Origin of the sequence: Sutcliffiella sp. NC1, assembly GCF_027594365.1 — a bacterium.
Lineage (GTDB): Bacteria > Bacillota > Bacilli > Bacillales > Bacillaceae_I > Sutcliffiella > Sutcliffiella cohnii.
Genome location: NZ_CP115153.1, coordinates 4,518,489 through 4,543,990, shown reverse-complemented (window position 1 = coordinate 4,543,990; position 25,502 = coordinate 4,518,489). Strand labels below are relative to the sequence as shown.

Here is a 25,502-nt window from a genome sequence, read left to right as displayed (position 1 = left end):
ATTACTTATTAGGATTCTCTTAATTTTTGCATTAAATAGGATTCGAAGATAATGTCAATTAAGACTAATAATGTTGAACGTGCTGTTAAGTCGTACCCACCAAAAGTAACGCGCTCGACATTCGCACTGACTGCTGTTGTTACTAATGAGTTTAACTGGCTGTCAACGGTATTTGTAATGGCTGCGGTTGAAGTTTGATGATATCTTAACTTCTCTGCGATTTTTACTATTGTTTGTGTTTCTCCGCTTGAAGAAATGAATACTACCAAATCATTTTTCCCTACCATATTAGACAACAAGTCGATAATATGTGACTCGTAAACGTAAAATGTTGGTTTGTTTACTTGCATTAACAGTTTGCTTAAATATTCCCCCATCATTTTTGACAATCCAACCGCCACGATAATCACTTTATCTGCACTCATCATCAGATTTGTCATCTTATTAATATCGTCGATCGTTAGTTGAGATAGCATTGTGTTAATATCATGTTGGTGCCGATTTAATATGTTTTCATCACTTGGGATATAGTCTTTGTCTAATGTTTTTAATATGTACTTTAACTCGGTGAAGCCCTCTAAACCAAGTTTATGACACATACGAACAATCGTTGTCGTACTGACATTATTAATATCAGCCATTTCCGTAAGTGGCAAAGTTTTCGCCTCGTCTAAATGATCATCTATGTAATATAGTACGTGCTTTTCTGAATGACTTAGTGACGCAACCGAACTAGCAAAACGATCAATTACTCTTCCCAATTTTATATCTCTCCTTCGAAAGTTCCAATCAGTAAGTAAGTTCAATGTCCGTTAGAGACAATATTGCTCTTACTATATATTTTTAACTTCTAAGAGTCATAATACCACTTGTACATACATCCGTACAATTGTACATCACTAGTACAACTTCTCTTATATAAATCATGATATAACTAACATGTAAGCGATTTTACAACCGCTTTCAATAAAAAACAGCTGTTTACTTATTTTATTACTATATAAACGTTCAGGAGTGATTGTCATGGAACTAAAGAAGATGACAAATGAAAACTTACTCTTCCTTGATGCCACTTGGTCATCAAAAGAGCAAGTATTAGAACATCTTGTTGATGCTCTTTATGAAAACGGTAACTTAAATGCAAAAGAACCATTTTTACAAGCCGTATTAGATAGAGAAAAGCTATCTCCAACAGGAATGGAAGCAGGACTAGCCATTCCTCATGGGAAGTCAAAGGCAGTAAAACGAGCAGCTTTTGCGGTAGCAAAATTACGCAAGCCTTTAACAACATGGGAAAGTTTAGACCCGAATAATAAAGTAGACCTAATTTTCCTATTAGCAATTCCTGATACAGAAGCGGGGAGTACACACTTAAAACTTCTATCTGAATTAAGTACAAGGCTTATGGATCCAACTTACTTACAAAGCCTTCACGCTGTAAAAGACAAGGCAACATTCTTGAAAGCATTAGATGCGGTTAAACAAGAAAAAGTTACAGAACCAACTATCGAAGGCCCGCGTAAAAAAGTATTGGCCATTACAGCTTGTGCTGCAGGTATTGCCCATACGTACATGGCTGCGGAAGCGTTAGAAAAAGCAGGTCGTGAGATGGGTGTAGAAGTAATTGTTGAAAAACAAGGTGCAAACGGGATCGAAGATAAACATACGGCTTCGCTAATTAAAGAAGCAGACGCAGTTATTTTTGCTACCGATATCGCACCTAAAGAAATGGAACGTTTTAACGGTTTACCGTTTATTCGTACGAAGGTAGCGGAGCCGTTACGTAAAGCAAAAGATATGATTACAAGAGTTTTAGAAAATCCAGACGGCAAGGTAAAAGAAGCAGAAGATACAACAACAGAATCTAGTGAGAAAAAAGGATTTTTCGCGGAAATGGGTGCGGCAATATTAACTGGTATTTCTTATATGATCCCAGTTATCGTATCCGCTGGATTAATGATCGGTATAGCCAAGCTTGGCGCAATGCCATTTGGTTTAGTGCAAGAAATTAATCAACCAGAATATGCAAACCATACAAATCAACTTCTAGTAATCCTACACCATTTAGATAAATTTGGAGGCATGATATTTAAATTTATGTATCCTGTGTTTGGTGCCTTTGTAGCGTATGCCCTCGCCAATCGCCCAGGTTTAGTCTCAGGTTTTATTGGAGGGGCATTTGCAGCAGGTCTTCACTTTACATTCTGGGGAGTTGAAGGTGGAGTAGCTTCTGGTTTCTTAGGAGCTTTAGTTCTAGGTTTAGCAGCAGGTTATGTATCAAAAATAGCGAACGAAAAAATTAAGCTCGGGAAAAACTTCCAAGCGATGAAGCCGATGTTAATTATACCGGCTATCAGTGTTTTAACGATTTTCTTCTTAAACTTTTATTTTGTAGATCCAGTGTTTGGGGCACTAAATGCATGGTTAACAAACGTAATTGCTTCTGCTGAAAATTCTGGTGCACTTGTGCTTTCTTCTATCATTGCATCAGCAACAGCATTTGATTTAGGTGGACCAATTAATAAAGCAGCAGGCGCGATAGCAATCGGTCTTGCAGCGGACGAAATATTCCCATTAACAGCACGTGTTTTGGCGATTGTCATTCCACCGATCGGTCTAGGATTAGCAACAGTTATTGACCGTTATGTAGTAGGTCGTCGTGTATTCGATGCGGACTTACGTGTAGCAGGAAACACATCATTACTATTAGGATTTATCGCAATTAGTGAAGGAGCAATTCCATTCATGCTTCGTAACCCACTAATAACGATTCCTTTAAACATTATTGGTGCTATTTTAGGAGCTTGTACAGCTGTTCTTCTTGGTGCTGTTCAATGGTACCCTCTACCAGCCATTTGGGGTTGGCCGTTAGTTGAAAACGTATGGGCTTATTTAATTGGACTAGCTGTAGGTGCAGCGTTTATCGCATTCTCTAACATCTTTATCCGTTTTGCCTTATTAAAAAGAAAAGAACGTCAAGCAACTAATTCCAAGTAATTGGAGGAGAATCACATGACGAAATCAAAAAAAGTATACGTCGTACCACATTCCCATTGGGACCGTGAGTGGTACTTTACAATAGAAGATTCCAACGTATTACTAGTAGAAAACTTAGATCATTTAATAAACGTATTAGAAAATGACCCGGACTATCATGGCTATGTGTACGATGCGCAAATGTCGGTAATAGAAGAATATTTAAAAATTCGTCCTGAGCAGCGCGAGCGTCTTCAAACGCTTGTCGCTGCAAAGCGAATCTTCGTTGGTCCTTGGTACACGCAAACAGATTCTTTATTAGTAAATAAAGAGTCCATCATTCGTAATTTACTATACGGAACTCGCATGGCTGAGGAAATGGGGCATAGTCTAAACAATGGCTATTTACCAGACATTTTCGGACAAAATATGTACTTGCCTTCTATATTTGAAGGCTTTGGGATTGACTATAGCATTTTGCAACGTGGTATTTTCACCGACCAATTAAATGGTGACTTAAACTTTATTTGGAAATCTCCCGATGGAAAGCAAGTGAAGGCAAACAACATTTATTTCGGCTACGGCCCAGGGAAGTTTTTATCAGCAGATGATGAGTATCATACCGACCGTTTAGTGCCTTTGCTTGATAAATTAGCGGATATGAATGAGAGCACTGACCACTTATTGTTACCAGCAGGTGGAGACCAAGTGTTAGTTCGTGACCATTTTCCAACAACGGTGAAACAGTTGAACGAGAAAGATGAGAAATATGAGTACATTCTTTCGGACTATGAAACGTTCATGAAAGAAACGTGGGCAGCAGATGGTGCGAAATTTGATAATGTAATCGAAGGAGAATTAATCGCTTCTCAAAAATCACGTATCCATAACACGATTCGCTCCCAGCGTTATGATTTGAAAAAGCTAAATTATGAGGTAGAAAATAAACTATTGTATGTGCTAGAACCTTTAGCGGGAATAGGAAAAGCACTTGGGCTATCTTACCCACAAACATGGTTAGACTCTATGTGGAAAATGCTCTTTGATGTGCATGCGCATGACAGTATTGGTGGTTGTAACTCCGACGACACAAACCGTGACATTATCGTTCGACTAGAGAAAGTAGATCGAATAGCTAATGGCTTGATTAACATTGTGAAAAAACAAGTTACAAAAGCGATCGCAAACGGACTTGGACAAGAAAATATTTCGGTTATTTTAAATACGAACAGTAAACCATTCTCAGGCTTAGTAGAAAAAGTACTGTTTACAAAGCAAACAACATTCGATCTGAAGGATGTAAATGGAGCACCTATCCCATTTGAACTTATGAACCAAGAGTACATTAGTGGGGGAAAACAAATTGTTGTAACGGCTGATGGGGAAAAAGAAGTTGAAGTGCCAGGATATTATCGATCGGTCATTCAAGCAAGAATGGTGGAAGTTCCGGCAATGGGATATACAACATTACTTGTTCAGGAAGAAGAAACAGTAGTATCTAAACTAACCGCTACACAGGATACGTTTATCGAAAATGAGCTATATCGCTTATCGATAAATGGGAGTAATGTAGTATTAGAAAATAAGCAAACGAAACAAACGCTGGAAAACTTTATTCGCTTTGAAAATGTTGCAGATGCAGGAGACTCTTATGACTTCTCACCACTAAAGGGTGATGAACCAATTTACTTTAACGAAGCAGAAGTAACGAAGGTAGAAAAAGGTTCATTTGGTCAGGTGTTAACAGTTCGCTATACAACGGAACTGCCGGTCGCAATGAATGAAGAAGAAACAGTACGTAGTATAGAAAAAGCTGTATTTACTGTTGTGACAACGTTCACCCTCAATGCAGGGGAAGAATTGCTGAAAATCCAACATGAAATCGATAACACATGCAAAGATCACCGCATTCGTGTGTTACTTTCTACAGGAATGAAAGATGTGCAACATTCGTATGCCGATCAAGCATTTAGTGTGATCGAGCGTCCTGTAGTAAATCCTTATTTAGAAGGTTGGAAAGAAAATGGATTTGCAGAAGCACCAGTATCCATTTATCCATTGGAAAACTTTGTGGCCCTCTCAGACAAAAAGGCTACCTTTGCTACTATTACAAAAGGAATAAAAGAATACGAGGTATTACCAGATACGAACGAGTTAGCGTTAACTTTATTCCGTAGTGTAGGATTCCTTGGACGTGACAATTTAGAATGGCGCCCAGGACGTGCTTCGGGTATTAACAATAAAGTCGTGTATACTCCGGATGCACAATTACAACAAACGATGACTTTTGAATATGCAATTGTTTGGGCAGGTGAGGAACTAAATGTGACTAAATTGTTCCAACAAACAGACTTGTTCCGTACTCATTATGCAACGTACCAAAATCAAGCATTAAATACGTTTGAAGAACGATTAGAACGATTCGAATTGCCGTTGCCGATTGAAAAACTGCCTACGTCCTTCTCGTTATTTTCCATAAATAATGAACAAGTATTCTTAAGTACATGTAAGCAGTCATATGAAAAAGATGGTCTAATAGTTCGCCTTTTTAATCCAACAGAAGTAGAACAAAGCTTCCAACTTCACTCAGATTTATATACCGATATAACGATAACCAACCTTTACGAAAGTGAAATGGAAAAGATGACGGGAGCAATTACGATTGCACCGAAAGGTTATATCACATTAAAACTAACATAAAGGATGAAAACAGTTATGTGTAACGCTCTTTATGAAAAAATAGAACATTTATTAAAAGATGTATATGGGGAGAAGTACAACCCTTCCTACACGGAACAAATGAAAAAGCTTCTACAATCGTGGAAGGAAAAACCGTGGAAACAAGAAGAAGAGGTTAGTGAAAAAAATGTATACCTTATTACGTATGGCGATAGCATTTACGAAGAAGGAGTTCCAACGCTGCAAACGTTACAAAAGTTTTTGAGTAACTATGTAGGGGATAAAATAACAGATGTTCATTTGCTTCCAATGTTTCCGTACACGTCGGATGATGGATTCTCGGTAACGGACTACCGAGAAATTCATCCAGATTTAGGAGACTGGAGCGACTTAGAAAACTTTTCGAAAGAATACCGCATGATGTATGATTTTGTGGCAAATCACATTTCTAAATCAAGTGATTGGTTTAAAGGGTATGTGAATGGGGAGGAGAAATATAAAGATTACTTTATTCCATTTGACTCTTCATTCGATGCGTCTAATGTCGTTCGCCCACGTACTTCTCCTTTGTTTCATGAATACGAAGGAGTTCAAGGAGTTAAAACAGCGTGGACGACATTTAGTGAAGACCAAGTGGACGTCAATGTTGCTCATTTCCCAGTACTATTAGAAATGACAGATATACTCATTTCTTATGCGTACAAAGGTGGAACAAGCATTCGTCTTGATGCGATCGGTTTCTTGTGGAAAGAGTCTGGTACAACATGTATTCACTTACCACAAACACATGCCGTTATCCAACTATGGAGAGTTCTTTTAGATGAACTGAAGTTAAATACACAAATTATCACGGAAACGAATGTCCCACATAAAGAGAATATTAGTTATTTCGGTGACAGTACCAATGAGGCACATATGGTGTATCAATTTTCCTTGCCACCACTTGTCCTGTTTTCCTTAACTACGCATAATGCTAGCAAGTTATCTAACTGGGCAAAGACAATTGGTAAAGTATCCGAAACGGCAACCTATTTTAATTTTTTAGCAAGTCATGATGGCATTGGTATGCGACCGACAGAAGGAATTTTAACCGAAGACGAAAAGCAATTGTTAGTAGAAAAAGTAGAGAAAAATGGGGGACGTGTCTCTTACAAGTCGAATCCTGATGGTTCTCAATCAGTGTACGAACTGAACATCAACTATTCAGATGCACTAATCAATAAAGAGGAAGATGTATCTGAAAAACAACAAGTAGATAAAGTGCTTGCTGCGCATTCGATTTTATTATCTTTTATAGGCGTTCCAGCTATTTACTACCATTCTCTACTAGGCTCGCGCAATGATTACAAAGGGTTAGAAGAGTCCGGTATAAATCGTCGCATAAATCGTGAAAAGTTAGATTTTAACCGTATTATAGAAGAGCTAGAAACGGACGAGCGCCGTAAAGCGATTTTCGGTTCCTTAACTAAAATGATTGAAATACGCCAAGGGGAAAAAGCGTTTTCTCCATTTGCAAACCAAACGGTATTAGACTTAGGTGAACAGGTATTTGGTCTAAAAAGGGAAAACGAAGAAACAGGCGATATTGTGTACTTTGCAGTGAATGTGGACGCTACCGATACAGTTTGTTCCTTCGGTGAAGACGTTAGTGGAACAAACCTTCTGACAGGAGAACCGGTAACAAGAGATGTCACTTTAAAGCCTTATGAATTTATTTGGGTGAAACAATAGAGAAAAAGGAAGGAAGCGGTGAACTTTATAGTTTGCCGCCTTTTTTTAGAAAAATAGAGGCGGTGATTTAGTTGAAAAAAGTGGTAGTGGCACCTGATTCTTTTAAAGGGTCGTTATCGGCAAAAGGTGTCGGCGAAGCAATGAAACGAGGAATTCATACTGTGTTTCCATCTGCAAAGGTGGAAGTTCTACCAATGGCAGATGGTGGAGAAGGTACTGTAGATGCTCTTCTTTACGCCAATAATGGAAAAATAGAAGAGGTTGAAGTACATGGACCGATGATGGAACGAGTAATGGCAAAGTATGGAGTGTTTGAAAAGGACGGAGTACAATATGCGGTAATTGAATGTGCCGAGAGTACAGGGCTCACTTTAGTTCCTTACGAAATGCGTAATCCAATGATTGCGAATTCATTCGGCTTTGGTGAAGTTATATGTGATGCGTTAAGAAAGGGATATCGTCATTTAATTGTTACGCTTGGTGGAAGTGCTACGAATGATGGTGGGGTAGGAATGCTACAAGCTTTAGGATGGAAGTTTTATAATTCGGCGGGCGACTTGATTTCTCCGTTTGAAGGAAACGGACTAATTCATATAGTAGATTTCTCTGTTGAAGATGTATTGCCGGCGTTATTGGAATGTACCATATCCATTGCAAGTGACGTGATGAACCCGTTTTATGGGGAAAATGGTGCTGCGTTTATATTCGGTCCGCAAAAAGGAGCGAATGCAGAGCAAGTAATAGAGTTAGATGACCACTTAAGGCGGTTTTCAGATTTGGTAAAGGCTAAATTAGGTGTAGATCTTCAGGGGATACGAGGTGCAGGAGCTGCAGGAGGATTAGGTGGAGCTTTTGCAGGTTGTCTTGGTGCGAAGATGAAGTCTGGGGCTGAACTAGTACTGAACTTTACTGGAGCAGACGAGAAGATACGTGGGGCAGACCTTGTCTTCACTGGAGAAGGAAGCCTCGACAGCCAATCTATGTTTGGAAAAGTTCCAGTCGGTGTGGCAAAACTAGCAAAAGAACACGGTGTAAGTGTCATCGGAGTGGCTGGTAGAATGGATGAGGATACGAAGCCATTGAATGAATATCTAGACGCAGTATTTTCCATCCAAACACAATGCAGAAGTTTAGAAGACGCAATGAGATCGGATGTAACAAAAAAACAAATTGAAGTAACCGTAGAGCAAGTCTGCCGGGTGTTGGGAATAAATAATTAATAACAAAATTCAGGTGGTGCCTGTTAATGAATAAGCTTTGGGGTCTGTCCCTAAAGCTTATTTATAGTCCATGTGAACGAGGGAACGAATAATCGTCCGCACAGAATTGGAACGAACTCCCCTTGTATATGCCTTTCTCTACTTATAAATACGGAGAGATGTTCTTACAGTTTCATTGATAAGGAGATTTATTGGATTATTATAATGGTATGAGGCTAGAACTTAGACCTAAATTGGATAAGGTAGCCTTATTTACGGAAGACCAAAACATGGACGCAGAAATCCGACAAAGCGGGGAATGAAGGAGGGATCCGTGTTTCTTAGGAATTGGCGCTTTTTGTCGGTCAACTACCCGGCCACCATATTCGCTATTTAACGATATTGCTTATATGCTCTTCTCTCTGCATAGGTAGTACATAAATAGCAGGTCACTAATTTCCTTTTGCCGTCTGTATAAATTTTATAATCCCTTGTTTTTTTACGGCAAAAATGACAAGCGGATTTAAAGAGTTTAAATGGGAACATTGTTTTTCTCCTTTATAGCGTACTGAAAAATAAAGTAATACTACATTTTATTACATATTTCTACAGAAGTAGTACATATCCTCTTAAATTAAAAATAATTTCATAAAATTAATAGAATGGTAATCCTTATTAAGAGGGGCTACCATTCCTTTCGATCAACATAAGGTTACCGCTATTCTCCTTTTAACTCACCTGAAGCTTTTCTATCCTGCATTAATTTCTATTGACCTATTTTTTAATAAATCTTAAAATTATAATTACTAAAACCACAAATACAGTCGGCACTACCCCAATTAAAAAACTATAACCAAAAAAAACTGACGAGGTACCCGTGTCTATAGAAAAGATATGTGTATCTTCTCCCTGTGCCATTCGAGACGTTAAATCTTCTAGGTTTAATTTTTTCCCTCGATTTACAAGCATATTACCAAAAACGTATATTATAACTGGATAGACTAAAAGTAATAAGGAGTAAAGATAATGAATTTTTTTCATTACCAACTTATATACAAAAATAGTAGGTACAGTCAGAAGAATTACTACACTGATAGCAATAATTAAATACATTCCTAATATTAGAATAGCCCACAAAACTAAATCACCTCAATACCAACCTTAACATATTTTTGCAAATTAGGAATCAAGGTGGAACCGCAGAAATTGGAAATTATCGATAATGATTTAATGACATTATTAACAGCAAAAAAGACTAGGAGTCTATATACCTCCTAGTCTTTTCGGTGAATATTTATTCCTTGCGGTTGAACAGAGGTCGAAGGAAAAGCTTGGTGTGGGTTTTTTCAAATATGAGAGTTAGCTGATAAAAATGCATGATACATCAACTAGTTACACAGTGAGTGAATGGAGTGGTTATTTCCTAATTTTATAGTAGTAAAACTGAAAGACACTTGTTGGAGTCAGTTTTATTTTATAAATATTTTATTTTTACTTTTTCTAAATAAAATTAAAAGTAAAATCAATGCACCTATAAGAAAAATTGTTAAAGCCATTACTTCGCCGACAATATTTTGTCCGTATAAAAGAATGGGGCTAGTTACCAAAAGTATACCAATGATTCTAAAAATACTACTAAGCATTTAAACTACACATCCATTTCATCTACTAAATAATCATTGTATTTCTCTTTTTGATGATGGAAGCAATCATGCAAGAACAGAACTAGAGAAATTATCATGAATTCATTTCTTAGGCGACCTTAGGCTATTATATACATCCGTGCCGTTAAACTGTCAAGAAGTTGGGATATTATCCATCCAAAAAATAAGGACTCCGATAGAATAAGTCTATTGGAGTTCTTCCAGACTGTTTTTCGTCACTTTGTTGGGTTTTAAAAAAAGAGAGTGTGTTATAATAAGGGAATTAATGTTAAATGAAAATAGGAAGTGACTTGTTTTGATAAAGAATTTACCTGTGTTATTGTCCATGTTAGTAATAGGTTGTAGCACCACAACTATTGCTTTAGCTACAAATTCTCCACAGTTTATAGAATGGTTTCTATTGATAATAGGTGTAATTTTAACTATATGGAGTATGGTGGGCTTAATCTTACACTTAGGCATAAAAAGACTAAGTAACAATTGATATTTATACTATACATCTTAAGTTATGGACTGTTAGTTTATTAGAGTTATGACAGTAGTTAGTAAGAATGACTTACTTAGTTAGGGGCGAGGGGGACACGAATGAATACTCGTACTAGTATACTAGTATTTATGCTATTCCTACTTTTAGGTACTATCTTTTTTTCTTTGGGAAGTAATAATTTTCAACTTTCACCATTATTTATTATTGCGTCATTAACTTGCTTCATAACAATAGTAATGTTTTTCTTTCAAAAGAGAGAATCTAAGGCGATATTGACTATACTATTCTTGTATTTTTCTACCTTAACGTTTATTGTTGCACATGGTATAACAAACGCTATCGCTTACTTTATTGCCTTTATCCTTTTGATCGTATCTATTCTTAGTGGCATTTATCTTTCCTTTCGCAGAGTGTAAATGATGAGACAGGTTTTTCTAGTTTAAATCAGCTGAGTAAGGAAAAGAAAGTACTAGGGATTTCCATGTTAATTTTTTCGTTCGTTTCGTTTTGTTATTTTTACCAAGAATATAAAAAGCCCTCTGTTAATAACAAAACAGGTGGCAAATGGTTATCCGTTTTCTATAAATTTTCTATGCCCTTACTTTTCTATTCGCTATAGCTTCTGATAACCTCTAAGTCCACCTGCAGTTGGATATACGAAATTTGTAGTATGCTCGAGTCCTATTATGGCGTACTAGCAGAAGATGCTGCTGCTTCATCAGCCTTCACACAATCAATGGCTACAACGATTGCAATAATAATCTTTTCCATCTTTTCATCTACTATTTGAACCTTGTAGCTATCTCCCCAAGTGAACCACTCTTTATTAACCTTCCCAATCACTTTACCATGCTGTAATACTTGAAAATCCATGTCCCACCAATTTCCGATCACTTCTATTCCTTCCGCACTTATGGAGTAACGTGCTTTAAAGAATGACCATTCTTTATTAATGGTTACGACTTCACGACCATTTACCTCAACAAAAAATTTCGGTAAAAAACTAAATACCTTTTTCGTAATAAGTGCTACTTCCTCACGACTTGTATTCAACAAGGAAAATGTTTTAGGTATTTTCATGAAACTACCTTCCACATAATATACATCTTCCTGTTGAACATCTTTCACTGTGAATTTTTCACTAATACTGAATACTTTCTGCTTTATAAAAAGTTCTCTCATCCGAACTCTCCCCCTTGTGTATGCCTTTATCTACTTATATCTACTTATATATACGGAGAGATGATCTTACGGTTTCATTAATCAGAAGATTTATCGAATTATTATAATGACGTATGTGGCTAGAACTTAAACCTAGATTGGGTAAGGAAGACTTATTTACGGAATGCCAAGAACCAAAACATGGACTCGGGAAATCCGACCATCCGGGAATGAAGGAGGAATCCGTGTTTCTTAGGAATTGGCGCATCTCGCAGGTCATCCACCCGGCTACCATATTCGCTACTTAACGATATTGCTTATATGCTCTTCTCTCTGCATTGGTAGTACATAAATAGCAGGTCACTAATTTCCTTTTGCCGTCTGTATAAATTTTATAATTCCTTGTTTTTTTACGGCAAAAATGACAGGGGGATTTAAAGAGTTTAAATGAGATCATTGTTTTTCTCCTCATTTTTAATACTTTTTTAATAACTTTATAACTATTTTTTAGAATTTAGGTGACATAATATCAGTAGGAAATACGAGGGGGTAAAAAAATATGGAAACGCAAAAACAAAAGCAAAATAGTAACCAACAACAACCTATTTTACAAATAAAAAATCTTAAAAAAACAATTGGAAAAACAACGCTAATTCATGGAATAACGCTAGATTTATATCCAGGAGAGGTGTTTGGGTTTCTTGGACCAAATGGCGCTGGAAAAACGACGACTATTCGAATGATAGTTGGTCTAATGAGCATCACTAAAGGGGAAGTTATCATCAATGGCCATAGTGTTGAAAAGAACTTTGAGAAAGCAATTGCCAACATCGGTGGTATTATCGAAAATCCTGAAATGTATAAGTTTATGTCTGGTTACGATAACTTGATACATTATTCCCGAATGATTCCCGATATTCCAAAAGGAAAAATTGATGAAATTGTAAAATTAGTAGGTCTGAATGGAAGAATTCATGAAAAGGTGAAGACATACTCTCTTGGGATGCGTCAGCGTCTTGGGTTAGCTCAAGCTCTACTTCATTCGCCGAAACTATTAATTTTGGATGAACCGACGAATGGGCTAGATCCTGCGGGAATCAGAGAAATCAGGACGTATATTCGAAAAATTGCGGCTGAAGAAAACATAACTGTGTTTGTTTCAAGTCATCTCCTGTCCGAAATGCAACTGATGTGCGACAGAATTGGAATCATACATCACGGTAAGCTCATTAGCGTGGAGTCGGTGAAAAACTTGGTGGAAGATAATCAACAAATTTCTGTTCAATTTAAGGTTTCACCTTTAGAAAAAGCACTACAGTTTTTTAAAGAAGAATATCCGAATGAAGTAGCGAAAATAAGCGGGGAAAACTTAGTGATTGATACAGATGAAGAATCAATTACGGAATACACAAGGCTCTTCGTTAATAATGGCTTTATGATCAAGGGGATCTACGGAAAGCAGAAGACGCTTGAAGATAAATTTCTTGAAATAACAGGAGGAGAGCTGCATGTTTAATACTATTCGGTTAATTCAAAATGAAAATATGAAAATTTATAAGCGGTTAGGAACATGGGTAATGATTGCGGCGATATTTGGCATCGTTTTATTCGCAGGAATCGTCACAAAGTTCTTATTAACTAATGACACGACAGAAAACTGGCAACAACAACTCGAAATAGAAAATGCACAACTAGCAGAACAAATTACTGAGTATGAGAATATGCCAATGGTCGGAAGTCATGCTACAAGCCCTCTTATAGAGCAGCTCGCTATCAATGAGTACCGCTTAGTAAATGACATTCCGCCAGTGGAATCTGGGACACTTTGGGGATTTATGATCTCATCGCCAGATTTTACCGCGCTATCTTCTGTCTTTGTCATTGTCATTGCTGCAGGGATCGTAGCAACAGAGTTTTCGACAGGCACGATTAAGTTATTGTTAATTCGCCCGGTGAATCGCTCTAAAATATTACTTTCTAAGTATATCGCAACACTAATCTTTGCAATTGTCATGCTAGCAACGATATTCGTCTCTTCCGTTCTAGTCGGAAGTATCTTGTTTGGATTTGCTGGGATCGACTTGCCTTATCTGGTCTATCAAGGCGGAGAAGTGGTGGAACGAAACATGCTTACCCATATTATTAGCCTTTATGGGCTAAACAGTGTTGATATGATCATGATGGTTACTTTTGCTTTTATGATTTCTACAGTTTTTAGGAGTAGTTCTTTGGCAATCGGTCTCTCACTCTTTCTCTTATTTACAGGACAACAGCTTGTTATGCTTTTAAGTCAGTATGATTGGGCCAAGTATATTCTTTTTGCTAACACGAACTTAAGGCAGTATATTAGCGGAACACCAATAGTTGAAGGAATGACGATGACATTTTCAATTATTGTACTTCTCGTTTACTTCTTATGCTTCCACTTGATTTCTTGGATAATCTTTAATAAAAGAGATGTGACAGCATAATCAGCATCATAAAGAAACCTAGTTATGCTAGGTTTCTTTGTTTTTTCGGAGGCATAATAGAACTATGAGTTTGAAGGCGGAGGAAAATGAAGTTAGAGAAGATGACATGAAAGTGGGGAAGCCATATGAAGGAGAATATGATTTTAATTGTAGAGGATGAAAGAGAAATTGGCGAGCTAGTCAGAGATTATTTAAATGCAAATGGCTACCAGGTAATTATAGCTGAGGATGGGGAAGAGGGGTTGCAGAAGTTTAAACAAAGGAATCCGATGTTAGTCGTCTTAGATGTGATGCTACCAAAGAAGTCAGGGATTGATGTGTGTCGAGAAATCAGGTTAACGTCCAATGTTCCCATTATTATGATGAGTGCAAAAAAAAGTGAAACGGATAAAATTATAGGACTTGGGATTGGTGCAGATGATTATATAGCGAAGCCGTTTAGTCCCAGTGAGCTTGTAGCACGCATTAAAGCACAACTTAGAAGGTATACGGACTATTCGGAATTGAAACCAATGAATACGGAAAATGTTTTAAGAGTCGCCAATCTAGTTATTAATGTAAAGGGCCACACAGTTACCGTGTCTGGGAAAAAAGTAGAACTGTCAGCAAAGGAATTTCAGTTACTTCATTTCATGGCGAATAATAAAGGACAGGTTTTTTCAAAAGAGCAGCTTTTTGATACGATTTGGGGCTATGACAGTTATGGGGATATGAATGCGGTAACGGTGTATATTCGTAAAATCCGTGAGAAGATAGAAGACATCCCGTCCCAGCCTAAATTTATTGTTACAGTTTGGGGAGTAGGGTATAAATTTGATGGGAGTGTATAGTAATGGGACTGCGGCCAAGGCTGATTATTGCCTTTTTATCGATCATCATTTTACCGGTTGTTACGATTTTTGGTGCACTGTCCTTTTTTTCTTATCAGCTAGAACAGATAGAGGAAGAGCAAAATAATGAAATAGAATCTGTTCTAAAAGAAATCAATAAAACGGTGTTAGAAAGTTATGATGTTATTACTGATACGACTCAGTTTTACAAAGAAATCAAGCCAGTTTTACAACCCTATAATTTAGAGGTCATTGTGTCGTCACAGGAAGAAAGTGTCTTATTTCAATCTACTGATATTGTGCAAAATAATAGTAATAGTATGTTCACTATGAGACACTCACAGGTTCAGACGCTAGATGGAGAAATCCTAAACATTGAAATAAAGTCCAACTCACTGGATTTATCCTCTGAACTATCCTATAACAAGATAATTACTGTGATTGTTATCAGTTTTAGCAGCGGTCTAGTAGTTTTAATCCTATTAATTGTAGGATGGACGCTATATATTTCCAAAACGATTTTAAATCCACTTAAGCAAATCTATATCGCAACAGAAGAAATGCGCGAAGGAAATCTAAACTACAATATAGGTTACAATAAAAGGGATGAGATAGGTAGATTTATTAAAGGCTTCAATACGATGAGAGATCATTTGAAACAATCAATTGCGAAGCAGCAGTTGTATGAAAAGAATCGAAAAGAATTAATCGCTACAATCTCTCACGACTTAAGAACACCACTTCAGTCTATCAAGGGCTATGTAGAGGGAATCAATGATGGAATTGTACAAAATGAAGAGATGAAAAAGCGATATTTGCATGTGATTTTATCAAAAACCAACCAGCTAAATCGGTTAATTGATGACCTGTTTGAGTTTTCCAAAATTGATTTGGATCAACTAGTGATGGAAAAACAACTGGTGAGCAGTGATGAATGTTTCACTAATATCCTTCAAGATGCAGAAGTAGATCTGAAACAAAAGCAAGTACAGCTAGTCGTAAAAAGGCCAATTCCAGACGTTGTCATTAATATTGACCCTAAACGGATGGAACAAGTGTTTACGAACTTGTTGGATAATGCAATCCGATATGGAGCTTCTGAAATCGAGATTACATTTGCTGTGAATGTACATAAGATGACTCTAGAAATCTATATAATTGACAATGGAGATGGAATTGCTGAAGAAGACACGGAAAGAATTTTCGAACACTTTTACCGCGGAGAAAAGTCGAGATCTCGTGATCATGGGGGAACGGGCTTAGGACTTGCCATTGTCAAATCGATTATTAAAGCCCATGAAGGTGAAGTTTGGGCAGAAAGTAAGATTGGGCAAGGAAGTAAATTTGTTATTGTTATTCCAGTTAAGCTTGAGGTTACATACATTTATACCGGGAGCAAACCTGATTAAATAAAGGGAGCTTAGTTTGAATGAACTGTAATTAATGATCTCTTGCTGCACTACAGGAATGCTGTGCAGTTCAACCATACTCCGCAATTTTACTTTAGGGAGAGGACAAAGCGAGATGTTCACATATATTTTGGAAATTAGCAATATCCTGAAAGGGTGTTCCATCTTGACTGTTCTCAAAGAAAACCATCCGAAATCAAAGCCTCCAATGGAAACAAGCAATGTTTCTATTGGAGTTTTTGAAACGGACTATATGCATCACCTAGAACGAATCGTCAATTCTCCTTTAATCCCCTCATGATAATAATCGTGATGCGGTTTGCATTCATATGTGTATGTGCCCGGTTTTGCGTCTAATACAATCAACCCGGTCCTACCTTTTTCCATATGCACACTGGCGCCTAATTCAGGAAAGCTAAGTATATGGCAGTTGTTATTCGATTCGTTTTGGATGCGGAGAACAATTGGTGCACTTGCATATAACTCCATTGTTGCTGGTTCTACCGAATCGGGTTTCATCACAATCGTTGGTAGCTTCTCGATCGTCGTTGCATTAATACCAGTCACCCAATGTTGTTGAAGGTATAAACTAATCAAAAGTCCTATAATGGTGGCGCCATAAAATGCCCCTTTCACTAATGGGAAGAAAGAGAAGGCTTCATTCGTTTGTTGGATGTTTGCTTTCAGCGAAAAAATAGAAAACGTTAAAATGGCTAAAACAAAAATCGCGGTAAGAAAACTTATACCAATAAAAGGATTACTTGCTTCCAACATTGCGTTATATTCCGGATCAACATTTCGAAACATAGAGATGACGAGGGAAGGAATAGTAAGAACAGAAAAGAAAAGACCGTAAATGATCCCGAAAACCGGCACCCATTTCCACTTCACACACAATAGAACAATCGCAATTCCTCCTGCAAGTATTGCATTGATCATATGAATAGGTGGAAAATGCCTTAATATGAACAACCCAGCTATTAAAATTGTTACCACATTCAACCCAAGCAACGTTGCGGTAAACCTTGTATAGCTATTAATCATGGCATTGCTCCTTTCTTCCTATTAAATACGTAATAATGTATTCGACTGTTGGGATTATTATGCTGATTAATTAGATGGAACAGGGGAAAGGAAAGAAGGGGCAAAAAAACGTGTCTTTCGGGTTAGGCTCGCAAATAGAAAGAGATGATAATAAACAATTAGTCGTTTCATCTTCTTCATGGGATTGGGGGACAGGAGAGTCGTTTATGCAGTTACTGGAAATTATTAATATCCCGAAAGGGCGTTCATCCAAGATTTATCTCATAGAAAGCCTATTCTAAAATCAAAAAAACTCAATAAAACAAGCACTATATCTATTGGAGTTTTTTCTATATAATCTTGAAATTTCCGATACTAACGCTCCAACCTTTGTATTCTTGATCAGAATGAATAATAGTTAGATATTTTGAGTAGAAGTTGCTCAACTTTAAATTTTCATTCTGATTCACTTATAAGTTACCATATACAATAAAATTAAGAAGTTGAATTATAGGAATGTACATAAACATATATTGTTAAAACGAGACACCTTTTTCAGTGTCTCGTTTCAGCCTCTTTTATATATGGTAAGTAAAGTAAATATCAGTAGGTCTCTCGTATACTGTTCCAATTCCTTCTATGAAAATTACATACCCAACTGTTCCTTCAGCCCAAGTATATGCAGATTGCCCGTTTGAAGCGATATTTACACCTTTATTCGTTTCTGTCCATGAAAGTCCCACTGTAAAACCTGAGAATCTTGTAGAAGCACTTCCTTCAGTAATTGATCTAAATGAATTGTAAGAATAGATATTATAAGTTCCAGTTAAAGTTAATGTTGCACCCATCCAAGTACTAGAACTATATGAATGAGTCCTTGTCATGTTAGAGCCCGCAGCAATTCCAATTTGGTCATTATTCTTTAATAATTGATATTTTGCATCTAAAAAAATATCTCCATGTATTTCTGCTGGTTGAGATTCAGCTTCAATTAAAAATTTATGGAAGTCTTCTTTACTTTCAAAATTTAATACTCCTACTTCGGATGATAATTCAGCAAACTCACTTTCATCTAATACTTCAAGTTCATAGTTATCAAATATCTCTTCTAAACTTAAATTCTTATCAATTTGAATCTCATCATTTACTAAGCTACTACCATCAACTTCTTTTTTGGTTAATTCTTGAGCACCAACAGAATTACCACCTACAATTACACATAAAAACATAAAACTAATTGACAATAAAAATGTTAATTTCTTCATTTACTTTCCCTCCTTGTTTTTAAGTACATGAAAATATTACCATATGTATTTAATAATTAAGTATTAATATAGGAATATTCAGATATTAGTATTTGCAATAACTTGAGGTGAATATTTCATTAACGTAAAATAGATTTAGATAAAGGGGGTACTTATTAAATGAATGCAATGGATGGAATATGGCAGTTAATCGTGGTAATTGGATTATTTTCTTTGATGTATTTAGTGTTTAGATTCCTAAAAAAGAAGAAATAGAAATTGAATTGTATAATAAAGACAAAAATAGAACGAGAATATAGATTCTAATTGGTCTATTCGAGTGTGTCTCAGCATGTGTAGAACGAGGTGGCAAAAAGTCGTTCGAGGTAGCCGCCAAGGCTGAAAATAAAATAGAGTGAAGGTTTTCGTCATTAGTTTACCAGATTGGGTGACTATAATGAAAGACGGGGTGACAAGAAATTCATTTACATAAAATCTGGAAATAAGAAATACCATTTCAGTAATTAATCAAAATTTCAACAACCGATTAAAATTTTACCTTCCCCGATCGGAAAAACTCCAAAAACATCACTTGGAACAAGGGGACAGGAATTCACACATATATTGGGAATTAGTAATGGAAGTGATAGTGGATTGCAGCGACCCTCCACGTAATCTAGCCCAAAAGGGCGTTTTTTCAGTATTGTTTGAAGGAAGCTTTTAAATATAGTTCTAATGAAATCGTTAGCCTGCTGCAGCATAAATAGATGTGCCAGCAGGCTTTTTATTTAGTGAAAGCATTTGTTTAATGAAGGGGGGGAACAGGCAACGTTGTTCATATGAATGCGTGCCTGTTTTCTACCCGATATTCCTACGATTCTCAACATAATCATTACACTGGGTCGTTAATCTTTTTCGTAATAAAACATAGAAAGTGTGCCTTGGTGTGTGTGTGTATGTATAGATTTTAAATCACTAGATTCAAAATTTACATATTTCTATCAAGATATTCATCTAGGGATTTTCGTATAATCAAAGCTTCCGACATTTTCTCATTTTTACAATATAATGCTAATCTCTCAAGCTGGGATTTTCTAAGGTAGAATGACTTTAGTTTCATATTCTGCTCATTTGCAATCTCTATATTATTACTACCTTCTTTTTTTGAAGTAAAAAGAGCATCATAAATGCTTGCTATTTTATCATATAGGACTTTTATATCGTTATTAACAATCCCTATTCCCATACAAAATGTAAGTTTTAAATTGGTTCGTTTAGATATTTCGATTTGCAATTGATCTTTCTTTTTTGCAAGTTTTAATAAATTCCCCTCTTTTATAACAAATGCAAAGGTGTCACGTCCAACTCTAAATGCCATATCAGTATTATATATATTTTTTATTGCTAACAATATAACATCTATAATTTCACTCTTAATTACTTCCCCAAAATACTTTCTACTATTATCAATATCTATTAAAACCATGGAGATCTTATCATGTGTTGTTTTTGTGCAATAATCTTTTACAATTTCTTCAATTTCCACTCGAGAGTAAATTTTGTAAGAATTCATTTAACAGCCTCCATATTAATAATAATCTTATTATATCATTTTTTTCTAATTAAATAATTGGATCGTATAATAGTATGAATTTCTTCAAAGAACACAGGTAACAACTGATACTCAATATTAATATCGGAATATTTTAAATATATTGTTGATTTATTAATCTTTTGTTATACAATTTAAGTATACATACATTCATGTATATATATCAATGTATGTATATAGAATTCTGTGAAGGAGGGGATATTTATGTCAGAAAGACAACACGTTGTACGAGTAACTCAAAAAATAAAAAAAATCACTAGACGATAATTTTGAGCGAATTGTAAAAGAAGAGGAGAAATGTTTTCTAATATTTCTCCTTATTTGCGTAGTGCCTTTCTTTTACAACACTATGTTCTGATTAATGTTGGAAAATCCTTATTCCCTAAGATTGTTGTAGTACATAAATAAGAGGGAGGACTATCAATGACTCTATCGTTATCTAGCTTTCAAATAGATAATTTTTTATTGGATAATTATAGAAATGAAATTATATACCATCAAGGTCTTACTAAAATACTAGACGGCAAGGTTATTCCAATTTTAAATAATGATGGATTGGCTTTTTGTTACTTTGGAGAGAATGGCATCTTTGGCCAAAGAGAGGCATATCTAATTGTGTTTATTAATGGAAACTATTCAATGAAGAATATAATTCAAGAGCTTAGTAAAGCATTGGAACAAATGCATTCCATTTCTTTTTCTAATGAAATTGAAATTTTATTTTTAGAAATTTATACAGATGATAAAGACTTAATAGAAAAGCTTTCTGAAATGAAGGAATTTCTAGATATGAGCCGTTACTCTATTAAAATAAGAAAAAAAATAACGGAAAGAACAATGCCATCAAATGTTATTTTAAGTGAACCTTATTCAATTAGGAGAATCTCTAATGAAGATGAATTATTAGTGGAAGAAACTATCGATCTTATTACGAAGGCATTAATAAATGGCTATAAGCTGTTAACTGATAAACCGGTTAATCTAATAAATGTAAAAGAAAATGTAGAAGCAAGTTACTATCCGCTTATTACTGAGAACAGAATCAGCTTATCAGCATTAAATAAACAAGAGTTATGTGGTCATGCAACAGTTGAGATAGATGAAGTGGGTGAGGGCCCAGTACACCGTGAAGCAAATTTACTAGATATTTATATTAAACAACCATTTATGAATCATGGGTTGTCTTCGTATTTATTAAATCAAATTGAGCAAATTTGTTTACAAAATGATATTAGTTTTCTAAACGCGACTGTTGAAGAAAACGATGACGTTAAGCTACAACGGTTATTGTCTATGCTTGATGATAAAGGATACTACAAAAGATCCGTTACATATTACAAATGGAATAATTAGGAGGATAATGTTGTTACTATCAAACTCATTTCTATTTAATTTTTTAACAAAGGAATCGCCGAAAAAAAAAGCGGATTTTAATCCAGATGTTTTAGAACATTGCTATCAACAAAGAGTATTAGACCCAATTATTTTGCTGACGGGTTTCTCTCATAAGGAAAGAAGCAGAGTTAGTATTCAAAAGAAAAATAACGTTAAAAATGAATGCTTAAAACAGTTTCTATTAAAACTAAACGAAACCGATGTCGATTATGTCTGTTTAAAGGGCCTTGCCATGAAGAAGTACTATCCAAAAATGAGTAATAGACAAAGTAATGATTATGACTTTTTGGTTAAGGATATAAATGATTTTTTCAAATGTTATTCAATATTAACCAAGCAAGGTTATACCTTTTATCACTATCCAGTATTTACACGATTTAATAATAAATTAGTAGGTACTGTGAAGTTTACAAAGGTTACCCATGATATAGAAACATTACTAGAAATAAATATAGGTGGTTTTACTATTAGTCAACTAACTTGGATAACGGATGATGACTTATGGGAGCAAAAGCAGTTACTTAAACTAGAAGAGTATTCATATTATGTACCTTCAGATAATAATAACCTATTAATATTTTTAGCGGAGACATCTGGTAGGCTCCCTTCTATATTGAGAGATCATGTCGATTTTTATTATATGTATCAATATATAGGTCCAAAGAAAATAGAGAAACTTCTCAATAATATGAATGATAAACATTTAAAAAATTTATTATCAGAATTTATTAAGTTAGATAAAGGGATGGGTAAGGAATACAAAAATATAAACAAAAAAAACATGGAATGGAAATATAACATCCCAAAGTTTATCTATAGAAGTCCTACAACATTGTTGTTATATTACTTTACAAGAATAGGAAACTACTATGTAGATAACGATAAGAAGTTAAAGTTAATGAAAAAGATGGATGATTTTGTTTCAATCAAATGGCGCTTTGAAAAAGGAATTCCAATCACTTTTATTCCGATTAGCGAGTCAGTTATCCATAGTAAAATAAATTGGTTAAATCTAAAGGGACATAAATTAGCGGTTACCCCAATAGGTACATTTCTACTTAGTGGTTTTTGTATAGTATATGATGATGAGTTCGATCAAATAACAAAATTAGTTGAAGAAGGTGATTTTGCAAATGTCAAATATAGCGACAACTCCAATAAAAACACAGCAAGTTAGCAGTAATGTTCTCAAAAATAAAAATTTTTTATTGTTATGGCTTGGTAGTACGTTGAACTATTTAACGTTTAATATTTTTACCCTTTCATTACCCTTAATGATTTATGATTTAACTCAATCTACATTAGCAATGAGTTCGATGAGAGCGATAGAGTTTTTACCAAATATTCTACTTGCTGTATTTATAGGGGTATTATCAGATCGATATAGTAGAAAAAAAGTAATGTTAAGTGCAGTTGTGATAAAAACATTGTCAATAGGAACAATCTTAACGTTGATTTTATTTACGGATATTAGTATATGGATGTTATATATAATAGGGTTTGTCCTTTATACGTCTACCTACACTTTTGGAAATGCATATCATAGCATAATGCCACTAGTCGTAAAAAAAGATCAACTAACAGAAGTAAACTCCTATTTAAGTTTTACGAGGGAATTGATTAGTATTATAGGTCCAGCAATTGCCGGGTTAATTTTACTTGTAACTACCTACCAATATGGGATTACGATTACATTAGTCGGTTTATTAGTACTCTTAATTGCTGTAAGTTTATTAAACGTTCCAAATGAAGATAAAGTTCCAAAGAAGCGTGAAGGTCTATTTAAGGAAATTAGTGCTGGTTGGGATTGTTTAATTGAAAATAAAATGTTGTGGTCCTTAACTTTAATAGTTTGTATAAGTAATGTTGCTTCTGCAATGACTATTGCAGTTTTTATTTTTTACGCATTGAAATATTTTGGCATCTCAGAATTTTATTTAGGAATAGTTCTTTCTAGTGCAGCGGTTGGGGGATTGTTGGCCGCATCCATAGCTAAGAAATTACGTAAATGGTTCTATAGAGGCCATATGATTACTTTTAGTTTGATATTATCAGCTATTGGTTACTTTATATTGTTCGCTTCAGTGTATTGGGTGTTTTTAGCAGTTGGGATTTTCTTGATTGGATTTAGCGGCACTATTATCGGTATTCATTATTCTACTTTAAGACAAGAATCTACTCCCAATCACTTATTAGGTAGAGTGGCTGGAACGTCTTCTACTATTATGAAATTAGCTACTCCGTTAGCATTTTTGATTGCTGGGTTGTTAGGGGAACTCATAACTGTAAATTATTTATTTTTAATATCTGTATTCATCATTTTTGTTACACTATTTTATTTGTATTATAGCAAAGCATACAAATTAGAATAATTAAATGTTGTTAATATCGCAAAAAATGTCTAAATATTCCGATATTAATTTTACTTATAAATTCTAATTCTATAAAATTATTTATAAATTGATTAGGAGGTTTTAATTATGTCATTACAAATTGTGGAAGAAGAAAATAAAGTACTAGAAAGGATTAATGATTGGTATGACCATATACCTATGTCTGTCAATGATACATATGGAGATCCTTTCATTATTGAGCAGGTAGATAATACTATTAAGAAGCTAAAAATACTATGGAACCATAAAGCACCGATTGCTATCTTTACAAAAGCACCATTTAATCCAGAGGTTATTGAAAAACTTAAAGAAATTAAAAACCATCCCCAGGTTATTGTTATGTATTCTCTAACTGGGTTAAATGAGGCGGGATATTCTTTTGAGAATCGAGTAAATTTTATTAAGGAACTAAAAGAGATTTTTAATGATATTGTCATCCTTACACGCCCTATTATAAAAGGTAGAAATGACGATGAAGAAACTTTACAAAAAATCGTACAAGTTGCAAAAGAACATTGCGGCTATTTAGTTTTAGGTGGACTACATGACCCTTATAAAAATAAGAAGATTGAATCTACCGTTGAAGAAAGGCTAATTGAAATGTGTGATATGGCAGGAGTTAAATCATTCCATAAATCTAGTTGTTGTGCAGCGTATATAAAAGGGGTCTCTTGTTGGATGCATGATTTAAATGAGCCAATAAATTTGGATGTAGCTAGGGCACTTGGATATGAATTTGAAATAGTAAATAATAGTATCGTTTTAAATAGTGGTTCTACTGGTGACTTGAACTTTTTAAGAATGTTAACCAGAGCCAACATTTATAGTAAAGAAATTATTAGTAACTATAATCTATTAACAATAAAAACTGGTACTCAAAAATATGAAAGCACTTCTAGTTGGTATGCTTGGGCAGAAAATATCGAAACTTGTTTAGACTGTGACTATTGTATCATTAAGCAAATAGAATATTTAAAGAAAATGAGGGTGCAAATAGGTACACACCCTAGGGATATGTTAAAACTTGTGGCAGAAAATAATTATGGTCAGAATTTTGAAGAGTTCAAAAGGACGAAAATCAAAAAAGACCGTGATTTAAGTAACCTTAATAGCTATGCTGATGTACGTATTACAAAACCTTGTTTCGCTAAGAGGTATTAGGGGGAAGCCTCATTTTACCAGTCATTAAGCAACTCTCACTAGATTCTAAGAAATTTCATATATTATT

The 25,502-nt window shown here is 35.1% G+C and carries 19 protein-coding genes; 14 read left to right on the top strand and 5 right to left on the bottom strand.

The genetic code is table 11. The features are described 5' to 3' along the window. Positions 1-8: 8 nt before the first annotated feature. Positions 9-761: a MurR/RpiR family transcriptional regulator gene (locus tag O1A01_RS23305; RefSeq protein ID WP_270065142.1), complete on the bottom strand. Its 753-nt coding sequence runs from the start codon at positions 759-761 to the stop codon at positions 9-11. Between the two features lie 262 nt (positions 762-1,023). Here O1A01_RS23305 and O1A01_RS23300 point away from each other — a divergent pair, with 262 nt between their 5' ends. The 5 genes from O1A01_RS23300 (at position 1,024) to O1A01_RS23280 (ending at position 11,152) form a co-directional block, all read left to right on the top strand. Beyond that, positions 1,024-2,997 (top strand): fructose-specific PTS transporter subunit EIIC, encoded by a 1,974-nt coding sequence (locus tag O1A01_RS23300; RefSeq protein ID WP_270065141.1) that lies wholly within the window; start codon positions 1,024-1,026, stop codon positions 2,995-2,997. Between the two features lie 15 nt (positions 2,998-3,012). Next, entirely contained in the window at positions 3,013-5,676 is a 2,664-nt protein-coding gene (locus O1A01_RS23295; protein ID WP_270065140.1) for a glycoside hydrolase family 38 N-terminal domain-containing protein, read from the top strand. A gap of 15 nt (positions 5,677-5,691) precedes the next feature. Continuing rightward, entirely contained in the window at positions 5,692-7,386 is a 1,695-nt protein-coding gene (locus O1A01_RS23290; protein ID WP_270065139.1) for a sugar phosphorylase, read from the top strand. Positions 7,387-7,466: 80 nt separating this feature from the next. Then, positions 7,467-8,606 (top strand): glycerate kinase family protein, encoded by a 1,140-nt coding sequence (locus O1A01_RS23285; RefSeq protein ID WP_270066458.1) that lies wholly within the window; start codon positions 7,467-7,469, stop codon positions 8,604-8,606. Positions 8,607-10,834: 2,228 nt separating this feature from the next. After that, positions 10,835-11,152 carry a hypothetical protein gene (locus O1A01_RS23280; RefSeq protein ID WP_270065138.1) on the top strand — a complete coding sequence of 106 codons (318 nt, stop codon included), beginning with the start codon at positions 10,835-10,837 and terminating at the stop codon, positions 11,150-11,152. A 268-nt stretch (positions 11,153-11,420) separates the two neighbouring features. Here the strand turns inward: O1A01_RS23280 and O1A01_RS23275 are convergent, their stop codons facing one another. Then, positions 11,421-11,918, bottom strand: a complete 498-nt coding sequence (locus O1A01_RS23275) for an LURP-one-related/scramblase family protein (protein ID WP_270065137.1) — start codon at positions 11,916-11,918, stop codon at positions 11,421-11,423. 538 nt (positions 11,919-12,456) lie between these two features. Here O1A01_RS23275 and O1A01_RS23270 point away from each other — a divergent pair. From O1A01_RS23270 to O1A01_RS23255, 4 genes are all read left to right on the top strand, one after another. Next, a complete protein-coding gene (locus O1A01_RS23270; RefSeq protein ID WP_270065136.1) occupies positions 12,457-13,413 on the top strand; it encodes an ABC transporter ATP-binding protein in 957 nt (318 codons plus the stop codon). After that, positions 13,406-14,368, top strand: a complete 963-nt coding sequence (locus O1A01_RS23265) for an ABC transporter permease (protein ID WP_066415123.1) — start codon at positions 13,406-13,408, stop codon at positions 14,366-14,368. The genes O1A01_RS23270 and O1A01_RS23265 overlap by 8 nt, the downstream gene beginning before the upstream one ends. Positions 14,369-14,493: 125 nt before the next feature. After that, a complete protein-coding gene (locus tag O1A01_RS23260; RefSeq protein ID WP_066415122.1) occupies positions 14,494-15,198 on the top strand; it encodes a response regulator transcription factor in 705 nt (234 codons plus the stop codon). Positions 15,199-15,200: 2 nt separating this feature from the next. Continuing rightward, positions 15,201-16,607: a sensor histidine kinase gene (locus O1A01_RS23255; protein WP_270065135.1), complete on the top strand. Its 1,407-nt coding sequence runs from the start codon at positions 15,201-15,203 to the stop codon at positions 16,605-16,607. 258 nt (positions 16,608-16,865) lie between these two features. On the opposite strand, the gene O1A01_RS23250 is transcribed toward O1A01_RS23255, so the two are convergent. Then, positions 16,866-17,651 carry a cupredoxin domain-containing protein gene (locus O1A01_RS23250; RefSeq protein ID WP_066415119.1) on the bottom strand — a complete coding sequence of 262 codons (786 nt, stop codon included), beginning with the start codon at positions 17,649-17,651 and terminating at the stop codon, positions 16,866-16,868. Between the two features lie 110 nt (positions 17,652-17,761). Here O1A01_RS23250 and O1A01_RS23245 point away from each other — a divergent pair, with 110 nt between their 5' ends. Next, positions 17,762-17,932, top strand: coding sequence for a hypothetical protein (locus O1A01_RS23245; protein WP_157076629.1), 171 nt, complete (start codon positions 17,762-17,764; stop codon positions 17,930-17,932). A gap of 276 nt (positions 17,933-18,208) precedes the next feature. On the opposite strand, the gene O1A01_RS23240 is transcribed toward O1A01_RS23245, so the two are convergent. Continuing rightward, positions 18,209-18,895, bottom strand: coding sequence for a hypothetical protein (locus tag O1A01_RS23240; RefSeq protein ID WP_066415117.1), 687 nt, complete (start codon positions 18,893-18,895; stop codon positions 18,209-18,211). 967 nt (positions 18,896-19,862) lie between these two features. Beyond that, complete coding sequence (locus O1A01_RS23235) at positions 19,863-20,447, bottom strand: diguanylate cyclase domain-containing protein (protein WP_066415114.1); 585 nt, start codon at positions 20,445-20,447, stop codon at positions 19,863-19,865. A 462-nt stretch (positions 20,448-20,909) separates the two neighbouring features. On the opposite strand from O1A01_RS23235, the gene O1A01_RS23230 reads away from it, so the two are divergent. From O1A01_RS23230 to O1A01_RS23215, 4 genes are all read left to right on the top strand, one after another. Continuing rightward, entirely contained in the window at positions 20,910-21,839 is a 930-nt protein-coding gene (locus O1A01_RS23230; protein ID WP_066415111.1) for a GNAT family N-acetyltransferase, read from the top strand. A 10-nt stretch (positions 21,840-21,849) separates the two neighbouring features. Then, positions 21,850-23,058, top strand: coding sequence for a nucleotidyltransferase family protein (locus tag O1A01_RS23225; protein WP_066415108.1), 1,209 nt, complete (start codon positions 21,850-21,852; stop codon positions 23,056-23,058). Beyond that, complete coding sequence (locus O1A01_RS23220; RefSeq protein ID WP_066415105.1) at positions 23,015-24,253, top strand: MFS transporter; 1,239 nt, start codon at positions 23,015-23,017, stop codon at positions 24,251-24,253. The genes O1A01_RS23225 and O1A01_RS23220 overlap by 44 nt, the downstream gene beginning before the upstream one ends. A 108-nt stretch (positions 24,254-24,361) precedes the next feature. Continuing rightward, complete coding sequence (locus O1A01_RS23215; protein ID WP_066415102.1) at positions 24,362-25,435, top strand: radical SAM family protein; 1,074 nt, start codon at positions 24,362-24,364, stop codon at positions 25,433-25,435. Positions 25,436-25,502 lie beyond the last annotated feature (67 nt).

What these genes read in the sequence shown, in the direction of transcription:
- O1A01_RS23230 (WP_066415111.1), top strand. Translation starts at nt 20,910, where the DNA reads ATGACTCTATCGTTATCTAGCTTTCAAATAGATAATTTTTTATTGGAT.
- O1A01_RS23255 (WP_270065135.1), top strand. Translation starts at nt 15,201, where the DNA reads ATGGGACTGCGGCCAAGGCTGATTATTGCCTTTTTATCGATCATCATT.
- O1A01_RS23290 (WP_270065139.1), top strand. Translation starts at nt 5,692, where the DNA reads ATGTGTAACGCTCTTTATGAAAAAATAGAACATTTATTAAAAGATGTA.
- O1A01_RS23270 (WP_270065136.1), top strand. Translation starts at nt 12,457, where the DNA reads ATGGAAACGCAAAAACAAAAGCAAAATAGTAACCAACAACAACCTATT.
- O1A01_RS23240 (WP_066415117.1), bottom strand. Translation starts at nt 18,895, where the DNA reads ATGAAGAAATTAACATTTTTATTGTCAATTAGTTTTATGTTTTTATGT.
- O1A01_RS23220 (WP_066415105.1), top strand. Translation starts at nt 23,015, where the DNA reads ATGTCAAATATAGCGACAACTCCAATAAAAACACAGCAAGTTAGCAGT.
- O1A01_RS23275 (WP_270065137.1), bottom strand. Translation starts at nt 11,918, where the DNA reads ATGAGAGAACTTTTTATAAAGCAGAAAGTATTCAGTATTAGTGAAAAA.
- O1A01_RS23215 (WP_066415102.1), top strand. Translation starts at nt 24,362, where the DNA reads ATGTCATTACAAATTGTGGAAGAAGAAAATAAAGTACTAGAAAGGATT.
- O1A01_RS23265 (WP_066415123.1), top strand. Translation starts at nt 13,406, where the DNA reads ATGTTTAATACTATTCGGTTAATTCAAAATGAAAATATGAAAATTTAT.
- O1A01_RS23300 (WP_270065141.1), top strand. Translation starts at nt 1,024, where the DNA reads ATGGAACTAAAGAAGATGACAAATGAAAACTTACTCTTCCTTGATGCC.
- O1A01_RS23260 (WP_066415122.1), top strand. Translation starts at nt 14,494, where the DNA reads ATGAAGGAGAATATGATTTTAATTGTAGAGGATGAAAGAGAAATTGGC.
- O1A01_RS23235 (WP_066415114.1), bottom strand. Translation starts at nt 20,447, where the DNA reads ATGAATTCTTACAAAATTTACTCTCGAGTGGAAATTGAAGAAATTGTA.
- O1A01_RS23250 (WP_066415119.1), bottom strand. Translation starts at nt 17,651, where the DNA reads ATGATTAATAGCTATACAAGGTTTACCGCAACGTTGCTTGGGTTGAAT.
- O1A01_RS23280 (WP_270065138.1), top strand. Translation starts at nt 10,835, where the DNA reads ATGAATACTCGTACTAGTATACTAGTATTTATGCTATTCCTACTTTTA.
- O1A01_RS23295 (WP_270065140.1), top strand. Translation starts at nt 3,013, where the DNA reads ATGACGAAATCAAAAAAAGTATACGTCGTACCACATTCCCATTGGGAC.